The organism is Haladaptatus sp. CMAA 1909 (assembly GCF_043952005.1).
In the GTDB taxonomy this organism is placed as follows: domain Archaea; phylum Halobacteriota; class Halobacteria; order Halobacteriales; family Haladaptataceae; genus Haladaptatus.
Window position 1 is genome coordinate 199358 of sequence record NZ_JBIOAV010000003.1, and the last position, 14874, is coordinate 214231.

Consider the following 14874-nt stretch of genomic DNA (forward strand, 5'->3'; position numbering starts at 1 on the left):
CACATCCCACACTAACCACGTTTCATCACTGAGCCTGGATGTTAACCGTTGCTTTTGACTTACGTAGAAACTTACGCTTAGATGGATGAGAGCCGACTTCGATATGGAACGAGGGGGGCCACTTCACGAAGCCGTGAAGAAATACGCCCGCGACCACGGGATACGCCACTCCCGAGCGTACCCCGAACTCCTCCGCAAAGGACTCGAATCCGAAGGCTACGATGTCAACGACACAGACAGCGAATAAGACACTGGAAGCCACGCTCGCGCCACCAACGGCGCACAAAGACCACCGGCTTCAGCGTACCGTGGCGACGTATCGCCGTGCCCTTTTCGATTCTTTCGAAAGTGGCGCGGACACGCAAACGGCGGTCAACGATATCGTCACATCGTACACGCTCACGTCCTACGCCAAAGACGCGCTCAAGTCGTATGTCCCGAAACTTCGGGATACGTACAACGCTTCGGAACTCAAAGACGACCATCCTGTTCGATTCACGAACCGAGGATGGAAGCTCGACCATTCCGAAGACTGCAAACACAAGTTCTGTTGGCGCGTTCCGCAAGCCGGACGTGGGAACGCCTTCTGGATTCCGCTCCGCATCAACCCCGCCCAACGCGAGTTGTGGACGGACCTGTTCAACGACGATGTGAAAGTTGGCGAGTTCCGACTCCAAGAACACCGGACAAACTGGGTTCTTCACGTCACCGTTGAGTACGAAGTCGCGGAACCAGACGTGCCGGACGACCCAACGCCGGTCGGTTTCGACATCGGCGAATCAAAGCTCTTGGCGGGCTGTGCCTGTCAGGACGAGACTCCAATTCAACCGATGCTGTTCGACGGTAGTCGTGCTCGACACCTCCGCAAGGAGATGTTCACGACCCTTCGCCGTCTCCAAAAACGTAACGCCGACTGGCGAATTGACGAGCGATTTGACCACTATCAGAACGCACTCACAGATATTGTCGAGAAAGCGTCTCGGCAGGCTGTTGAGTACGCTCGCGGCTTCGTGAATCCCGTTATCGTCCTCGAAGATTTGTCGTTCATCCGCGAACGATTGGATTACGGTAGGTACATGAACCGCCGCTTGCACGCATGGGCGTTCGCCCGACTTGCCGGGCGTATCGAGGACAAAGCGCGTGACGCTGGTATTCCCGTCCGATTCGTGAATCCGGCGTATACATCCCAAACGTGCCACGCGTGCGGACACCTTGGATATCGTGGCAAACAAGCTACGTTTCGGTGTACGAACAGTAACTGTTGGGTAACGGAGTATCAAGCAGATATTAACGCGGCGGCGAACATCGCCAGTCGTGTAGACCCGTGGGGTGAGAGTCTGTCGTTGAAACTGACGGACAATGACACCCCACAGGATGGGAGCACGTGTGACAGTGCCACAGGACACCGCACGCCGAGTCCGAAATCCGGACAGACGACGCTTGCGGTGTTTCAGTCCTGAAACCTCTATAAGACTTCCCTTGTAGGAAGCCCCGACCTTCAGGGCGGGCGAGGATGTTACGTACTACCAGAACCGACTCACGGACATAATCGAGAAGGTGTCTCGGGAGGCCGTCGAGTATGCCAATCAGTTTGGAAACCCCGTTATAGTGATGGAGGACTTGGCGTACATCCGTGAGTCGTTGGATTACGGGAAGTACATGAACCGACGCCTGCACTCGTGGGCCTTCGCTCGGTTGCAGGGACGTATCGAGGACAAGGCGAAGGATGCAGGTATTCCGGTTCGGTACGTCCACCCGCAGTACACCTCGAAGACGTGTCATTCGTGCAAACACATCGGGTATCGACCCCGGCAAGCCGAGTTCAAGTGTAAGAACCCGGAGTGCCATGTATCGATGTTCCAAGCAGACATTAACGCGAGTGCGAATATCGGACGTCGCGTAGACCCGTGGGGAGAGAGCCTGCCGTGGAAACAGGTAGGCGATGACTCGCCACAGGACGGGAGCCGTAGTGACACGGCCACGACTCAGTGTGAGCAGAGCGAGACGTTCTCGCAGATGACACTCACAACGTTTCAAGAGTCGAAACCCACTGCCAGCGACGGCTAAATGGTATTCCCACTGTGGTGGGAAGCCCCGCCATGAACGGCGGGGAGGATGTCACGCAACGACGAGATCTGCTCCGTACCGGCGGCTTACTCCTCGGTGGCGGGATGGCCACCCTCTCCGGTTGTAGCAGTGCGCTCGGGGAGTTCACTTCCTCGCTCTCCGTGACCGACACCGATTCACGGGTCACGGGGTTCGGAAACGTCGTCATCACCGCCACCGTGACGAACGATTCGGACGAGACGCGTTCGGGAACACTCAGCCCGACCGTGGAGGTGGACGGCGGAAGCACGTACGAGAAATCGGTGAATGTCATCGTCCCGGCGAACACGTCGAAGGAGTATCGAATCGAACTGGACATCGATTTCGGCGAATCCCTGTCCGCGAGTCGGTATTTGTACGATATGTCAGTGAAGTCGGACTGAACGAACGAAAACAAGTCCGTTGACCCTGCGGGACGGCTACGAATCGGATTCGTCTCCATCCGTGCCGGAAGCGTCGTCCTCTCCCGCGTCTTCGTCGAGTTCGTCCCCACCATCGAGTTCGTCCGCTTCCTCCTCCGTCGTGGACTGTACCTCCTCGATATCGATATCGGTCCCGAGTTTCTCCTCGTCGATGGCCGATTCGAGCGTTTCTCGCTCCGTGATGGCACCGATTCCATTCTCGTTCACCGCCGACTGAATCGTTTGAGCGTCGATCGCCCCACTGACGTCCTTCCGTTCGACGGCTATTTTGACGGCGCGCCGCACCGCGACGTAGCCTACTGCTCCAGCGCCACCGGCCATCACGGCACCCGGAATTCCGTATCGTTTGTATCCGAACTTTGCCGCCTTCTTCCCGACGCTGAGTGGGCCAATACCAAACATGCCTTTGGCAACTACCGTCGAACGGGCCTAAGGATTCGGCCTGCATGTTCAACGAACCTACCCGTTTGCTCTCGGTTCGCTAACGGCCACCGTCGGCGCACAGAACACGGAAAAGGGAGGGCCGCGTAGTCGAACGCAACGCGATGACACGGACGCTCACGCTCCCGAACGGAGAGGAGGTATCCGAGGACGAGATCATTCTCTACAACGGCTATCCGTACCGATTCCAGCTCGTGGACGGAGACGACTACGAGTTCGTGTTCTCCCCGTTGTACTGGGGCGGCAGCGGAATGGATATCCCGTTTCCCGACCGCGACGCGCTGGTCGAACAGTGGGAGAGCGATTCGCGGGGAACCCTCACGGACGAGGAGTGGGACGGGTGGATTCGGGATGCGCGCCGCGACCCGCAGTTCACCGATGACGAAATCGACGAAATCGCCCGCCAACTCGGGACGACCGGGACAACGGACGGTCCCTTGGACCGACTCCGTCGGCTACTCGGCTTTTAAAGAAAATACAGCGAGAGTTCCACGGGTCACCCGACTCGTGGTCGTTTACCGGAAACCCGTTCGAAACTTCCGCGGTAGTCACCGTTATGGGTGCAGGTTCGCAACCACGAGTATGGACCTCTCGCTCGTCGACCTCGCACCGATTCCGGAGGGCGGAACGGCAACGGAAGCGTTCGAGAACACGGTCGAACGCGCCCAGCACGCCGAGAAACTCGGCTACTCCCGCTTTTGGGTGGCGGAACACCACGACTTCACCGACCGATTGGCGAGTACGACTCCCGAAGTGCTGATGGGAAACCTCGCCGCACAAACGTCGGACATCCGTATCGGGTCGGGAACGGTGTTGCTCAACCACTACAGTCCGTACAAGGTGGCCGAGACGTTCGGCGTCCTCGACGCCCTCGCGCCCGGCCGAATCGACTGCGGACTCGGCCGAGCGACCGGCAACCCCGTCTCGGACTTCGCGTTACGGGAAGACCGCAGCGAACGCCGTCAGCGGAACGACCACGCCGAAAAGATCGAGGAGGTGGCGTCACACCTCTACAACGGATTCGACGACGACCACCGGTTCAGCGAGCTGTCGGTGGCGCGGTCACGCGACGGCATTCCGGACGTCTGGGTACTCGGGTCCAGTCCGTCGAGCGCCGCAATCGCGGGCGAACTCGGATTGCGGTACTGCTTCGCCGCGTTCATCAGGCCCGAACCCGCCGTCCGCGCGTTCGAAGTGTACCGGGAGCGGTTCCAACCGTCCGAGTTCGGCGCCGGCCCGGACGAACCACACGGGATGCTCGCCGCGAACGTCACCTGTGCCGAGACGGACGAGGAGGCCGCCAGACTCCGCTCGGTCTCCGAGGCGACCCGGCAACGACTGCGCCGCGGACAGATCGACAAATCGCCGATTTACTCGGTCGATGCGGCCATCGACGAACTCGGCCACGTTCCTGATCCGACGCCGGACACCATCGTTCCGGGCGAGTGGCCGCGTTCGATTTCGGGCAGTCCCGAGACGGTCCGGAACCTGCTGGAGCAGATGACCGCACAGACGGACGTCGACGAGGTCATCGTTCAGAACCAGTTCGCGGACCCAGAGGACGAACTCCGGTCCCACGAACTCCTCGCGGACGCCGCCGACTTAACACCTCGGTGAACCGACCGCCGGGTGACGCTTATTTTCCGGTCACGAGACGGAGTACGGCACCGATGACGAGCGTGATGACGCCGAGAATCGTCGCTATCGGCGGGATGGGAACGAACAACAGGACGATTCCTGCGAGCATGACCATCGTCGAGAGACGAACCATATCACCGTCATACCATCCGACGTCCGTTATGGATTGTGGCGGAACGCCGCCCTCGTTTCGCCGCTGGCAGCCCCTCCGTGTGAACGATTTATTACCAGCAGAGACGTAAACTATCCCACATCGAACGATGGCGAAACCACCGGAACTCATCCGCGACACCGACGGCGCATGGAAGTTGGCGGGGTCGTTTCACAGCGGCCGATATCAGTTCGGCGTGACGCCCGCGGGAAAGGGCCTCCTCCGCGACGAACTCGGCTACGACGATGGCGATACGGTCCCGTGGAACTGCTTTCGGGCGCTCGTCTACACCGGCGATGCGTGGCTCCCGTCCGCGACGGACCGTCCCGTCGAGACGGGCGACGATTTGGCGCGACCTGATGAGGGAATCGAGATACCGGACGCGGATGCCCGTGCTCTCGCCGAACTCGTGGAGACGAAACCACTCGGCGAGCGGCAACGGGACGCGCTAGCGAACCACGTCGCCGAAACGAAACTGAAACCGTTGCTCTCCATCGACGGACGTTCCGAGAGTGAATCCTCTTCCGACGGAAACCGCAACGAAGCGACTCCATCCGATTCCCCGTCTTCGACACGGAGGACTCCCACGAAGGTTCTCCACGTGAGCGACTCATATCTCAAACCGGGTGGCACGGAAGACACGGACGGAGTTCACGGACTCGCGGGGTTCGACGCGGCGATAGACGTGGCGCTCGGCGAAGACGTCGATGCCGTCGTTCACACGGGAAACCTGTTTGCGAGTGCTACACCCCCGGATGCCGTCGGAGCCGCCTGTGCGGACCGACTGGACCGCCTCGCTCGGAACGACGTTCCGTTCTTCGTCGTCGCCGGTCGAAACGAGACGACGGACACCGAAGCCCTCGACGCGCTAGTCGAAACGACGCACGCCCGTCGCCTCGGAACGACGCCAGTGAACGTCGGCGGCGTCGTTCTGTACGGTATCGACCACCGTCCCGATATGGCGACGACGGACGAAACGATTTCGCTCGCGAACCCGGACGAACGATGTCTCAAACTCTGCTGTGTACATCAAGCGATTTCCCCGCCCTATTCCGAATACGGTGCGGACGTGGAAGCGTACGAACTGACGGTCGAACGCGTCGACGGTTGGATAGACGCGCTCCTCTGTGGCGGAACCGACCGCGCCGTCGAGTGGGAAGGCGACGACCTCGGCGTCTATTACGCGGGAACCACCGACGAAACCCGGGTGCGCGAGGACGAAGCGGAACCCCTCGTGAACCTGTTCACTGCCCGCGGTGAGGAGATGGAGCGCGAAACGATTTCGCTCGACGGGTACGATGCGGACGAACGGAATCACGAGCGAAGGGAGGAACCGAACGACGAAAGACGGACTCGTTCCTGGGACGGCCGACGACCGGCATCACCGACGACCGATGCCGCCGAGGACGTTCGACCAATTCTCACGGCGACCGGAACCCTCGCGGCGACTCTCGACGGGACGGAGAGTCCCGACTTCGACGACTATTCGACGGCGGACCTCGCGGACATGTACGCGCTTTTCTCGGCCGTCCGGGGTCAATTGGAAACCATGCGAACCGATGTCCGGGACGTGCTTTCTTCCCGCGTCGGAGAGGGTGAAGAGGTTGCGGGATCGTTTGGCTCCGTCGGCGGCTATCGACGGACCCGGAAGTCACTCAGGGACGACGAGACGGTCCTCTCGACGCTCGAACGGCACGGCGTCCGTAGAGAGGCCGTCGTCACCGAACGAATCGACGAGACGAAAGTCGAGGAAATCATCGAGGAGAAGGACCTCGACATCGACGAGTCGACGCTTTACGACGTTACTGAAAACAGCTACGTCCGCCGAAACGACATCGACCACGACGCGCTTCGACGGTCGTTCGAGAAGTAGGAGGACGGCACCGAAACCCGCTTACTCAGGGAAAATCGACTGTGGCAGATACGCCGATACGACCCAGTTCGGCGCGTCCACCACTTCGTTGATTTTCAGGTCCACGATGGCCGAACACAGCAGATACGCCTCCGAACGCGTCAATCCGTGATTTCGGTGAAGGTGTGTTATCATGTGTCGAATCGCCCTCTTGCTGGCGTCCATCAGGTCGTCGCTGATGCCGGTCGTCGCGTACACCCGACCGCCGTGGGTCGCCGAAAACGGCCCGTCCGTCTCGAACTGCGGTTGTTCGATGTCCATTCCCGAAACGAGTCGGAGTCGAGCCGTCACCGTCATCGGCGCTTCGATGCCCGTGACGCACACCTCGCCGTCGCCCTGTGCGCCGTGGCAGTCGCCGATGCTGAACCGCGCGCCCTCCACTTCGACGGGGAGATACAGCATCGAACCCGCCGTCAGGTGTTTCACGTCGAGGTTGCCGCCGACCCGACGCGGGGGTGTCGTGCTGTGTTCCCCACCCTCGACGGGGGCGACGCCGAGATTGCCCGGGAAGGGCGCGAGCGGGACTTCGATTCCGTTCACGAAGCGTCCGACGTCGCCATCTAGCTCCCAGACGTGCAGTCCCGGGTCGGGAAACTCCTCGGGAAGCAGTCCGGTTTCCCTGTCGCCACCGTAAAAGTACGAGAAGCCGATTCCCTCGTGGTCGAACGAGAGGAGGTCCACCGCGAGTACGTCGCCGGGTCGCGCCCCCGCGACGTCGATAGGGCCCGTCAGGGCGTGACCCGGAAGCGACCCGGCGAGCTCGGACACGTCCTCGACGGTCGAATCCGCATCGAGTCGGTCGTTCGTCGCGTCGCGGCAGTCGAATCGCAGTACATCCCCGGATTCGACGGTTCGAATCGGATCGTGATCGCGACTCCAACTCGTGTGGATGTGCTCGTCTCGGGCGGGAATGTGGTGGTCGGGCGTGGGAATTGATGGCATTGGAGTACAGTTCGGTAGAAACAGGAGCGGTATAAAACCGTTCGTGCGCGATACTTCGAAAGCGGTCTCTCACAAACCGTTATGCCGTTTCAGCGCTTTTTATCGAACGATGTGCCAATACTGTTCCGTCCGCGAGGAGGGGTGGACCCAACTCCTCACGTACGACGACGTGTATCAGCGTGCCGTCGGTTCCGGCGGTGACGACGAGTACGGATTCCACGAATCGTGGGACGACCTCCGCGATCAGCTCGCGTAGTTACCGTCGCGGGAACGGTCCGTCGGCCCCATCCCACTCGGATTCCGATTCGTCGGTTTCGACGAGACAGCGGTCGAGTTCGGCCGTCACACCCGTTTCGTCGATGTCGGTCCCGATGAGGACGAGACGGGTTTCCCGCTCGTCCGGCGACCACTCCCCGATGGGGCCACACCGAACCGAGGGACCTGCCTGATTCAATCCCATCGCGTTCCCGTCCCAGCCGGCGACCCAGCAGATTCCTTTGGTTCTGGCAATGTTCCCGTCCCAATCGTCGAGCCACGCGTTCAACCGCTCCGGATGGAACGGCCGTTCACGTTCGTAGATCACGGTTTCGATGCGGTCTGCGACCGACCCTTCGGAGTCGTGGGCGTGCCCTTCGTGGTGTTCGTGGTCATGGTCGTGACCGTGGTCGTCTCCGCCGACCGCTAACGCGCGCTTCCATCCCGGCGACCGTCGCGCATCGTCGAAATCGAACCGCCCCGTTTCTAGGATTTCGTCGGTCGGCACCGCCGCGTACTCCGTTCGAACCAGTTCGGCCGTCGGTTGCAGTTCCCGAACGAGGGCCGCCACTTCGTCGAGGGAGTCGTCGGAGATGGAATCGCACTTGTTCAGCAACAGCAGGTCACAGAACTCGACGGTTTCGACCAGCACGTCGGTCAGCGGCCGCTGTCCGTTCGCCACTTGGTCATTCAACTGGCCCGTTTCCGTGTCGAACGCGTTGGCGAACCCGACGGCATCGACGACCGAGACGACGGTGTCCAGTCGATACTCCTCGCTCGGGTCGAGTGCTTCGCCGTCCATTCCGAGCAGTGTCCTCGCGAGCGGAATGGGTTCGCTCACGCCCGACGCCTCTATCAGGAGGCAGTCGAAACTGCGGTCGTCGAGTCGGGAGAGCGTCGTCCGGAGGTCGTCCTGTAGCTGACAGCAGATACAGCCGTTGGAGAGGTCGATGACGTCGTCGCTTTCACCCTGTATCAACTCTGTATCGACGTTCATCTCCCCCACGTCGTTGACGACGACCGCAACCCGTCGGTTCCCCGGGTCGCGGAGGACGTGATTTATGAGCGTCGTCTTCCCCGCCCCGAGACAGCCCGTTACCACCGTTATCGGCGTTCGTTGATCCCCCATGATGTACCATTCGAGCCGGTGCGTGATAGGAGTTGATCGTATGATTATTGATAATTATGCGGTCGGACGCTTGCTATAGTAGCCGTATCGTGTATGCCGCGCGCGATTAATTGCAACTAAAAATAATTTAATTTAATAAGAATCAACATGAAAAAATATATCCACTATATATTATGACAAAAATTATCTTGAATTATACGGGGTTTTCTCGTTCGTGATTTGTAACGGGGGTACCACCGTCACGAACGAAGTTCCAACAGTATCTGAACGGATGTAGACGTAATGTGGAGATATATCGATAATAGGAATCTATACGTGTATATATCGTGAAAAACTAAATACTGCTGTCTCACATATCGTGAATAGCGTTTCACCACGATATTCGAAAAATTTCGGCGAATATTCGTGTCTCAATCCGATTTACGCCTTTATCAGTTGATTCACAAAGCGTAAATAGCTCGCCTTGGTATTCGCTGACGATGGTGGGTGATTCCTCCCCGAGTCGTCCGTTAAAAACCGTCGAGACTGCCGTCGATATCGTGGACGCGATTCAGCGGTCGGACGGTGCGGACATTCAGGAACTCGCTCGGGAATTCGACCTCGCACAGAGTACGGTCCACGGCTACGTGAAAACGCTCGAAAACCGCGGCTATCTCACCGTCGAGGACGGCGAGTACCACGTCGGATTGGAGTTTTTGAACAAAGGTGGTCACGCCCGAAAACGAAAACGCGAGTACGATTTTATAATCAGTAAACTGGACGATTTGGCCGAACGAACCGGTGAGCGCGTTCAATTCATCGTCGAGGAGAACGGTCGTGGGTACTATATCCACACGTCCATCGGCGAGAACGCCGTCCACGTCGATGCCCACATCGGAAAGAAAATCCATCTCCACGCGAGTTCGGCTGGGAAGGCGATTCTCTCTACCCTTCCGGAAGAACGCGTCCACGAAATCCTCGACCGCTGGGGGTTGCCGGAGTATACTCAACACACGGTTACGACCCGTGACGACCTGTTCGACGAACTTCGGTCGATTCGGGAAGCGGGCTACGCGATGAGCAAACAGGAATCCATTACTGGGCTTCGGGCGGTCGGTGCACCGATACAGCCGTACGAGTCAAACCCAATCGGTGCGATCAGCTTTTCCGGCCCGGCGCATCGTCTCACGGGCGACTGGTACGAGGAAGAAGTCCCTAACCTTGTCCTTGGCGTCGCCAACGAAATCGAGCTTGATCTCAAATATCAGTAACCCATCTCGTTTCGAGGAACTGTACCTGCTCGTTCCCTTTTACGATACTCGAATTACCGCTTCGCTGATGGATAGGTCGTTGGAACGTAATTATTAAATACTAGTTCGAGAAGACCGTGTCTGTTGATGACTGGTAACAAGAACCGTATCACACGGCGAAACTTCCTGGCAGGTGCGGCGGCGAGTAGCTCACTTATCGCGGGATGCACGAGCAGCGGCGGCAGTGGCTCGTACCCGAGCAAGGACATGTCCTACATTGTCCCGTTCAGTCAGGGTGGTGGAACCGACACGTACGCTCGAAAAGTGGTTCCCGAAATCGGCAACGAACTCAACGTCGGCGTCGCCATCGAAAACGTCCCCGGCGCGGCGTCGTTGAAAGGGACCGGCGAGATACTTCGGGAGAAATCCGATGGTTACACGTTTGGTGGATTCAACCCCCCATCGACGCCGATCTCCTACCTCGTCCACGAGCCGAGTTGGGATATAACGAACCTCGTCCCGGTGGCCACGTACGCACGGACGCCGTACGCCATCTTCGCCCGTCCCGAACTCGAAATAGAAGGGGTGAAGGATTTGACGAAGCGGTACCAGAACGGCGACCTCTCGAAGTTCGCGGGTCTCGCTCGCGGTGGCATCGTCCACGTCGCGGCGAATGTGATGAAATCGGAATACGACTTACAGTACGAGAAGTACATCGGCTACGACGGCGGCGGTCCGGCCATCAAAGCCGCCATCTCCGGCGAGGTTCCGGTCGTCGCGACGACCGACACCGCCGCGATGAGCGCCGTCGATTCCGGCGACTTGGAAGCGATTGCCATCCTTTCGAGCGAGGGGAGTAGCGTGTTCAAGGACGCGCCTTCCCCTTCGGACGAGGGATTACCGAGCATCGACTACATCGGTCAGCTGACCCGTTGTATGTTCCTTCCGAAGGGAACGGACACGGAAAAGCGGGACACGCTCGAGGACGCCGTCAAATCGGCTCTCACACACGACTCAGTTCAGGAGTGGTCCGACAAGACCGGAAACATCGTCGAATTCGGGGGGCACAAGAAGGCAAAGAAGGCCCTCAACGGCTCCATTGAGACGATTCCGAAGAAAGTGGACCTAAAGAAAATCGCGAGCGAGTAATATCATCATACCGCATTTACATGACGCTACAATATTCGGAGACACACGAGTACGACGTCGCCGTCGTCGGGAGTGGAACAGCTGGATTGGTCGCCGGGCTTCGCGCTGCGGAACTCGGATACTCGGTCGCAGTGCTGGAGAAAGCCCCGAAGGAGCGGCAGGGCGGGCACACGCGTTTCAGCGAGTCCTTCCGCGTCCCGTCCGTCGGAACCGACCTCGAACAGTACGGCTACGAGTTCGCCGTGGACGACTACGCCGAGGAGGATTTCTATCGTGACATCATGAGCCAGACGAGCGGCAAAGCCGACGAGGACTTGACGACGACCCTCGTCGAGAACGCCGGTGAGACCGTCGAGTGGTTGACCGCGGCGGGCGTCGATTGGCGCATGGAACCGCTCGCGGTGGGGTACACCGCCGCTCGGACGTGGTTCGACGGCGAGGAGTACGTCGAAACGCTCACCGCTACCGCCGAGGAGGAGGGTGCGGACTTCTGGTTCGAGACGGAGGCGGCGGCTCTCCACCGCGCCCCAACCGGCGAAATCGACGGCATCGGCGCACGAACGCCGGACGGACAGATCGAATTCGACGTGGATGCGGTCATCCTCGCGGCGGGTGATTACGGTTCCAGCGACGAGAAACGCGTCCGTTACTACGGTCCCGGATACGACGAGATGAACGTCCGGGGCAGTCGATACAACACCGGTGAGGCGCTGGTGATGGCGGAATCTGCGGGTGCGAACCTCGTCGGGCAGTGGGGCGGCGCACACATGGCGCTCATCGACGCGGCGTCGCCCGACGTCGAAGGCGGTGCGAACCGCGTCGATGGCTACCAGTACGGCGTCATCCTCAACGACCACGGCGAGCGGTTCGTGGACGAAGGGGAGGACGCCAGAGCACACACCTACGCGAAGTTCGGTCGAAAAATCTTCGAACAACCCAATCACGTCGGCTTCATCGTCCTCGATTCAAAAGCACACGACATGGTGCGGGCGACCGGCCCGTCCGACCCGGTTCAAGCCGACGATTTCGGGGATCTGCTCGCGGAAATCGGCTGCGGTGACCCCGCCTCCGGTGTCGATACGATTCGGGAGTTCAACGCCGCGTGTGACCCGGAGGGGTTCGACCCGAAGACCCTAGACGGTAACACCACGGACGGATTAAATCTCGAAAAATCGAACTGGGCGATTCCGATCGACGAACCGCCGTACTTCGCGTATGCTGTGACCGGCGGCATCACGTTCAGCTTCGGCGGCGTGAAAACCGATACCGAAGCGTCCGTCATCGACACCCGGGATAGGTCCATTCCAGGTCTGTTCGCCGCCGGAAACAGCACTGGCGGGTTGTTTTACGACAACTATCCGGGCGGGACGGCACAGACGAACGCGGCGGTATACGGCAAGATAGCGGCGGAATCCACGGACGCATACATCCAATCATGAGCAACGAAGAAAACTCGAACGTCTTCGAACGCAACCCGGCGACGCCCGTCGCGGAGTTTATCCGGAAAGTGGACGGTGCCCCGCTGTTCTTCTGGTTTCTCATCGCCATCGCCGGGTACATGTTTATCACGGCAGCGGAGTTCTCCGCGTCCGCACAGTTGTTTCCACGGTTGACCGCCGGGACGGTGCTCGTCGCTGGTGCATTGAGACTGGCGACGACACGGTTGAATCTCGGCATACGGCGTAGCGAAAACGTCGTGTTGAGTGGACGCCAGACGGAGGAAGTGGAGGAGTCCGACGAGGACATCTCCCTCGAACCCATGCTCTTTCTGGGTCTGTTAGTCATCGGCTACGTGCTCGGCGGCTTTTTCGTCGGGTTGTTCTGGCCGACACCGCCGTTCGTCTTCATCTATCTACTGTACAAACGGCAACCGCTCTGGCGGACGGTGCTACTCACGGTCATCATGACCACCGTCGCCTACGGCTTCATGACACTCATGAACCTCGACCTGATGACGGGGGGATTCTGATGGCGGATATCGGTATCCTCGTCGAAGCGACGAAAACGATTTTCGCGTGGCCGAACGCCCTGCTCATCCTGCTCGGCGTTCTCATCGGCATTATCGGCGGTGCGCTGCCCGGCGTCGGCGGTGCACTCACCGTCGCGATAGCGATGCCGTTCACGATCGGAATGGGAAGCACAAGCGCCATCGTCTTCCTCATGGCGATTTACAACGGCGTGATGTACGGCGGTAGCATCTCGTCGATACTGTTCAACGTTCCGGGGGATTCCTCCGCCGCCGCGACGGCGATAGAGGGCTATCCGATGACGAAACAGGGGCGTGCGATAGACGCGCTGACGATATCGGCCCTCTCGTCCGGACTCGGCGACCTCTTCGGCGCCATCGTGATCATCCTCCTCATGCCGGTGATGGTTTCGTTGGTGCTGATGTTCGGAACGCCGGAGTACTTCCTGATAGCTGTCTTCGGTCTCTCGCTCATCATCGTCGTCTCCGACGGGTCTTTCCTCAAGGACGTGATGGCGGGCGGATTCGGTGCGCTCATCGCCACCATCGGCGTCGCACCGATGTCGGTGTCGGAGCGGTACACATTCGGCATGCTCGGACTGTACGACGGCGTCGACTTCGTCGCCGCACTCATCGGCATCTTCGCCATCTCCGAAATGTTCCGACTCAGTCTTCGGGACGGCAGCATCTCCCGTGACGGCGATGTCGACGTGAGCGGGAGCGTGAAATCCGGTATCGCGGACGTCCTCTCGAAACCGCTCACGTTGATCAAATCGTCCAGTATCGGCCTCCTCGTCGGTGCGATTCCCGGTTCGGGTGGCTCCGTTTCGACGTTCATCGCCTACGGTGAGGCGAAACGGTCGAGCAAGGACCCGGACGAGTTCGGAACCGGTGTCGAGGATGGGGTCATCGCGACCGAGTCCGCGAACAACGCGACCGTCAGCGGGGCCTTGATTCCGACGCTCACGTTCGGCATTCCGGGGAGCACGACGACCGCCGTTCTCATCGGGGCGCTCATGCTCCACGGACTGCGTCCGGGCCCCGCTCTGTTCGACGAACAGATCGGATTGACCTACTCGATCTTCGCCACGCTCGTCGTCTGCAGCGTCGTGATAATCGTCTTCGGGTTACTCGTCGTCAGATGGGCTGGATACATCACGACGGTCAACACGGACCTGATAATTCCGGTTATCATCTGCCTCTCGGTATTGGGAACGTACTCGCTTCACTCGAACTACATCGACGTGTTCGTCGTTCTCGTGATGGGGTTCGTCGGGTATCTCATGGATTCCTACGGCTACTCACTCGTGGCGTTCCTGTTGGGACTCATTCTCGGGCCGATAGCCGAGGAGAACCTCTATCGGTCGCTCCAACTGAGCGGCGGCAGTTTCGATATCTTCCTCGCAACGCCGTTGCGAGTCGTGCTCGTCGCGATGATCGTTTTCGTCGTCGTCGGGCCGTACGTGCGACCGCTATTCGACCAGCTGCATCGGCGCGCAACCAACCAGTGATTTCTCGATAAATTCACTTTCCA

The 14874-nt window shown here is 59.6% G+C and carries 16 protein-coding genes and 1 pseudogene; 13 read left to right on the forward strand and 4 right to left on the reverse strand.

Going from position 1 to position 14874, the window contains the following annotated elements; translation table 11 throughout:
- Nucleotides 1-103 precede the first annotated feature (103 nt).
- From ACGYLY_RS22945 to ACGYLY_RS22960, 4 genes and pseudogenes are all read left to right on the forward strand, one after another.
- Nucleotides 104-247: a hypothetical protein gene (locus ACGYLY_RS22945; protein ID WP_395285096.1), complete on the forward strand. Its 144-nt coding sequence runs from the start codon at nucleotides 104-106 to the stop codon at nucleotides 245-247.
- The gene (locus ACGYLY_RS22950; RefSeq protein ID WP_395285097.1) at nucleotides 222-1460 is read left to right on the forward strand and encodes an RNA-guided endonuclease TnpB family protein; all 1239 of its coding nucleotides are present in this window, start codon (nucleotides 222-224) and stop codon (nucleotides 1458-1460) included. Before ACGYLY_RS22945 ends, ACGYLY_RS22950 begins: the two co-directional genes overlap by 26 nt.
- 28 nt (nucleotides 1461-1488) lie before the next feature.
- Nucleotides 1489-2067, forward strand: a pseudogene (locus ACGYLY_RS22955) (RNA-guided endonuclease TnpB family protein); the annotation flags it as partial.
- Between the two features lie 32 nt (nucleotides 2068-2099).
- Nucleotides 2100-2489 carry a hypothetical protein gene (locus ACGYLY_RS22960; protein ID WP_395285098.1) on the forward strand — a complete coding sequence of 130 codons (390 nt, stop codon included), beginning with the start codon at nucleotides 2100-2102 and terminating at the stop codon, nucleotides 2487-2489.
- A 36-nt stretch (nucleotides 2490-2525) separates the two neighbouring features.
- Here the strand turns inward: ACGYLY_RS22960 and ACGYLY_RS22965 are convergent, their stop codons facing one another.
- Complete coding sequence (locus ACGYLY_RS22965) at nucleotides 2526-2930, reverse strand: hypothetical protein (protein WP_395285099.1); 405 nt, start codon at nucleotides 2928-2930, stop codon at nucleotides 2526-2528.
- A 143-nt stretch (nucleotides 2931-3073) separates the two neighbouring features.
- Between ACGYLY_RS22965 and ACGYLY_RS22970 the strand changes: the two genes are divergently transcribed.
- Nucleotides 3074-3439 (forward strand): hypothetical protein, encoded by a 366-nt coding sequence (locus ACGYLY_RS22970; protein ID WP_395285100.1) that lies wholly within the window; start codon nucleotides 3074-3076, stop codon nucleotides 3437-3439.
- 112 nt (nucleotides 3440-3551) lie between these two features.
- A complete protein-coding gene (locus tag ACGYLY_RS22975) occupies nucleotides 3552-4586 on the forward strand; it encodes an LLM class flavin-dependent oxidoreductase (protein ID WP_395285101.1) in 1035 nt (344 codons plus the stop codon).
- Between the two features lie 19 nt (nucleotides 4587-4605).
- Here ACGYLY_RS22975 and ACGYLY_RS22980 read toward each other — a convergent pair whose 3' ends face one another.
- Nucleotides 4606-4740: a transporter gene (locus tag ACGYLY_RS22980; protein WP_231186562.1), complete on the reverse strand. Its 135-nt coding sequence runs from the start codon at nucleotides 4738-4740 to the stop codon at nucleotides 4606-4608.
- A 127-nt stretch (nucleotides 4741-4867) separates the two neighbouring features.
- Here ACGYLY_RS22980 and ACGYLY_RS22985 point away from each other — a divergent pair, with 127 nt between their 5' ends.
- A complete protein-coding gene (locus tag ACGYLY_RS22985; protein WP_395285102.1) occupies nucleotides 4868-6631 on the forward strand; it encodes an exonuclease SbcCD subunit D in 1764 nt (587 codons plus the stop codon).
- 21 nt (nucleotides 6632-6652) lie between these two features.
- Here the strand turns inward: ACGYLY_RS22985 and ACGYLY_RS22990 are convergent, their stop codons facing one another.
- Nucleotides 6653-7612: an acetamidase/formamidase family protein gene (locus ACGYLY_RS22990; RefSeq protein WP_395285103.1), complete on the reverse strand. Its 960-nt coding sequence runs from the start codon at nucleotides 7610-7612 to the stop codon at nucleotides 6653-6655.
- 109 nt (nucleotides 7613-7721) lie between these two features.
- On the opposite strand from ACGYLY_RS22990, the gene ACGYLY_RS22995 reads away from it, so the two are divergent.
- Nucleotides 7722-7868 carry a hypothetical protein gene (locus ACGYLY_RS22995; RefSeq protein ID WP_231186559.1) on the forward strand — a complete coding sequence of 49 codons (147 nt, stop codon included), beginning with the start codon at nucleotides 7722-7724 and terminating at the stop codon, nucleotides 7866-7868.
- Here ACGYLY_RS22995 and ACGYLY_RS23000 read toward each other — a convergent pair whose 3' ends face one another.
- Nucleotides 7869-8996: a CobW family GTP-binding protein gene (locus ACGYLY_RS23000; RefSeq protein WP_395285104.1), complete on the reverse strand. Its 1128-nt coding sequence runs from the start codon at nucleotides 8994-8996 to the stop codon at nucleotides 7869-7871. It lies immediately after the preceding gene.
- Between the two features lie 479 nt (nucleotides 8997-9475).
- Here ACGYLY_RS23000 and ACGYLY_RS23005 point away from each other — a divergent pair, with 479 nt between their 5' ends.
- The 5 genes from ACGYLY_RS23005 to ACGYLY_RS23025 all read left to right on the forward strand — a co-directional run bounded on the left by ACGYLY_RS23005 (nucleotide 9476) and on the right by ACGYLY_RS23025 (nucleotide 14851).
- The gene (locus ACGYLY_RS23005) at nucleotides 9476-10246 is read left to right on the forward strand and encodes an IclR family transcriptional regulator (protein ID WP_395285105.1); all 771 of its coding nucleotides are present in this window, start codon (nucleotides 9476-9478) and stop codon (nucleotides 10244-10246) included.
- A 126-nt stretch (nucleotides 10247-10372) separates the two neighbouring features.
- Entirely contained in the window at nucleotides 10373-11374 is a 1002-nt protein-coding gene (locus tag ACGYLY_RS23010; RefSeq protein ID WP_395285106.1) for a Bug family tripartite tricarboxylate transporter substrate binding protein, read from the forward strand.
- A 20-nt stretch (nucleotides 11375-11394) separates the two neighbouring features.
- Entirely contained in the window at nucleotides 11395-12813 is a 1419-nt protein-coding gene (gene tcuA, locus ACGYLY_RS23015) for an FAD-dependent tricarballylate dehydrogenase TcuA (protein ID WP_395285107.1), read from the forward strand.
- Complete coding sequence (locus ACGYLY_RS23020; RefSeq protein WP_395285108.1) at nucleotides 12810-13343, forward strand: tripartite tricarboxylate transporter TctB family protein; 534 nt, start codon at nucleotides 12810-12812, stop codon at nucleotides 13341-13343. The genes tcuA and ACGYLY_RS23020 overlap by 4 nt, the downstream gene beginning before the upstream one ends.
- The gene (locus tag ACGYLY_RS23025; RefSeq protein WP_231186553.1) at nucleotides 13343-14851 is read left to right on the forward strand and encodes a tripartite tricarboxylate transporter permease; all 1509 of its coding nucleotides are present in this window, start codon (nucleotides 13343-13345) and stop codon (nucleotides 14849-14851) included. The genes ACGYLY_RS23020 and ACGYLY_RS23025 overlap by 1 nt, the downstream gene beginning before the upstream one ends.
- Nucleotides 14852-14874 lie beyond the last annotated feature (23 nt).

Excerpts from the sequence above, each read along its gene's own strand:
- ACGYLY_RS22945 (WP_395285096.1), top strand. The coding sequence starts at position 104 with ATGGAACGAGGGGGGCCACTTCACGAAGCCGTGAAGAAATACGCCCGC.
- ACGYLY_RS22950 (WP_395285097.1), top strand. The coding sequence starts at position 222 with ATGTCAACGACACAGACAGCGAATAAGACACTGGAAGCCACGCTCGCG.
- ACGYLY_RS22960 (WP_395285098.1), top strand. The coding sequence starts at position 2,100 with ATGAACGGCGGGGAGGATGTCACGCAACGACGAGATCTGCTCCGTACC.
- ACGYLY_RS22965 (WP_395285099.1), bottom strand. The coding sequence starts at position 2,930 with ATGTTTGGTATTGGCCCACTCAGCGTCGGGAAGAAGGCGGCAAAGTTC.
- ACGYLY_RS22970 (WP_395285100.1), top strand. The coding sequence starts at position 3,074 with ATGACACGGACGCTCACGCTCCCGAACGGAGAGGAGGTATCCGAGGAC.
- ACGYLY_RS22975 (WP_395285101.1), top strand. The coding sequence starts at position 3,552 with ATGGACCTCTCGCTCGTCGACCTCGCACCGATTCCGGAGGGCGGAACG.
- ACGYLY_RS22980 (WP_231186562.1), bottom strand. The coding sequence starts at position 4,740 with ATGGTTCGTCTCTCGACGATGGTCATGCTCGCAGGAATCGTCCTGTTG.
- ACGYLY_RS22985 (WP_395285102.1), top strand. The coding sequence starts at position 4,868 with ATGGCGAAACCACCGGAACTCATCCGCGACACCGACGGCGCATGGAAG.
- ACGYLY_RS22990 (WP_395285103.1), bottom strand. The coding sequence starts at position 7,612 with ATGCCATCAATTCCCACGCCCGACCACCACATTCCCGCCCGAGACGAG.
- ACGYLY_RS22995 (WP_231186559.1), top strand. The coding sequence starts at position 7,722 with ATGTGCCAATACTGTTCCGTCCGCGAGGAGGGGTGGACCCAACTCCTC.
- ACGYLY_RS23000 (WP_395285104.1), bottom strand. The coding sequence starts at position 8,996 with ATGGGGGATCAACGAACGCCGATAACGGTGGTAACGGGCTGTCTCGGG.
- ACGYLY_RS23005 (WP_395285105.1), top strand. The coding sequence starts at position 9,476 with ATGGTGGGTGATTCCTCCCCGAGTCGTCCGTTAAAAACCGTCGAGACT.
- ACGYLY_RS23010 (WP_395285106.1), top strand. The coding sequence starts at position 10,373 with ATGACTGGTAACAAGAACCGTATCACACGGCGAAACTTCCTGGCAGGT.
- tcuA (WP_395285107.1), top strand. The coding sequence starts at position 11,395 with ATGACGCTACAATATTCGGAGACACACGAGTACGACGTCGCCGTCGTC.
- ACGYLY_RS23020 (WP_395285108.1), top strand. The coding sequence starts at position 12,810 with ATGAGCAACGAAGAAAACTCGAACGTCTTCGAACGCAACCCGGCGACG.
- ACGYLY_RS23025 (WP_231186553.1), top strand. The coding sequence starts at position 13,343 with ATGGCGGATATCGGTATCCTCGTCGAAGCGACGAAAACGATTTTCGCG.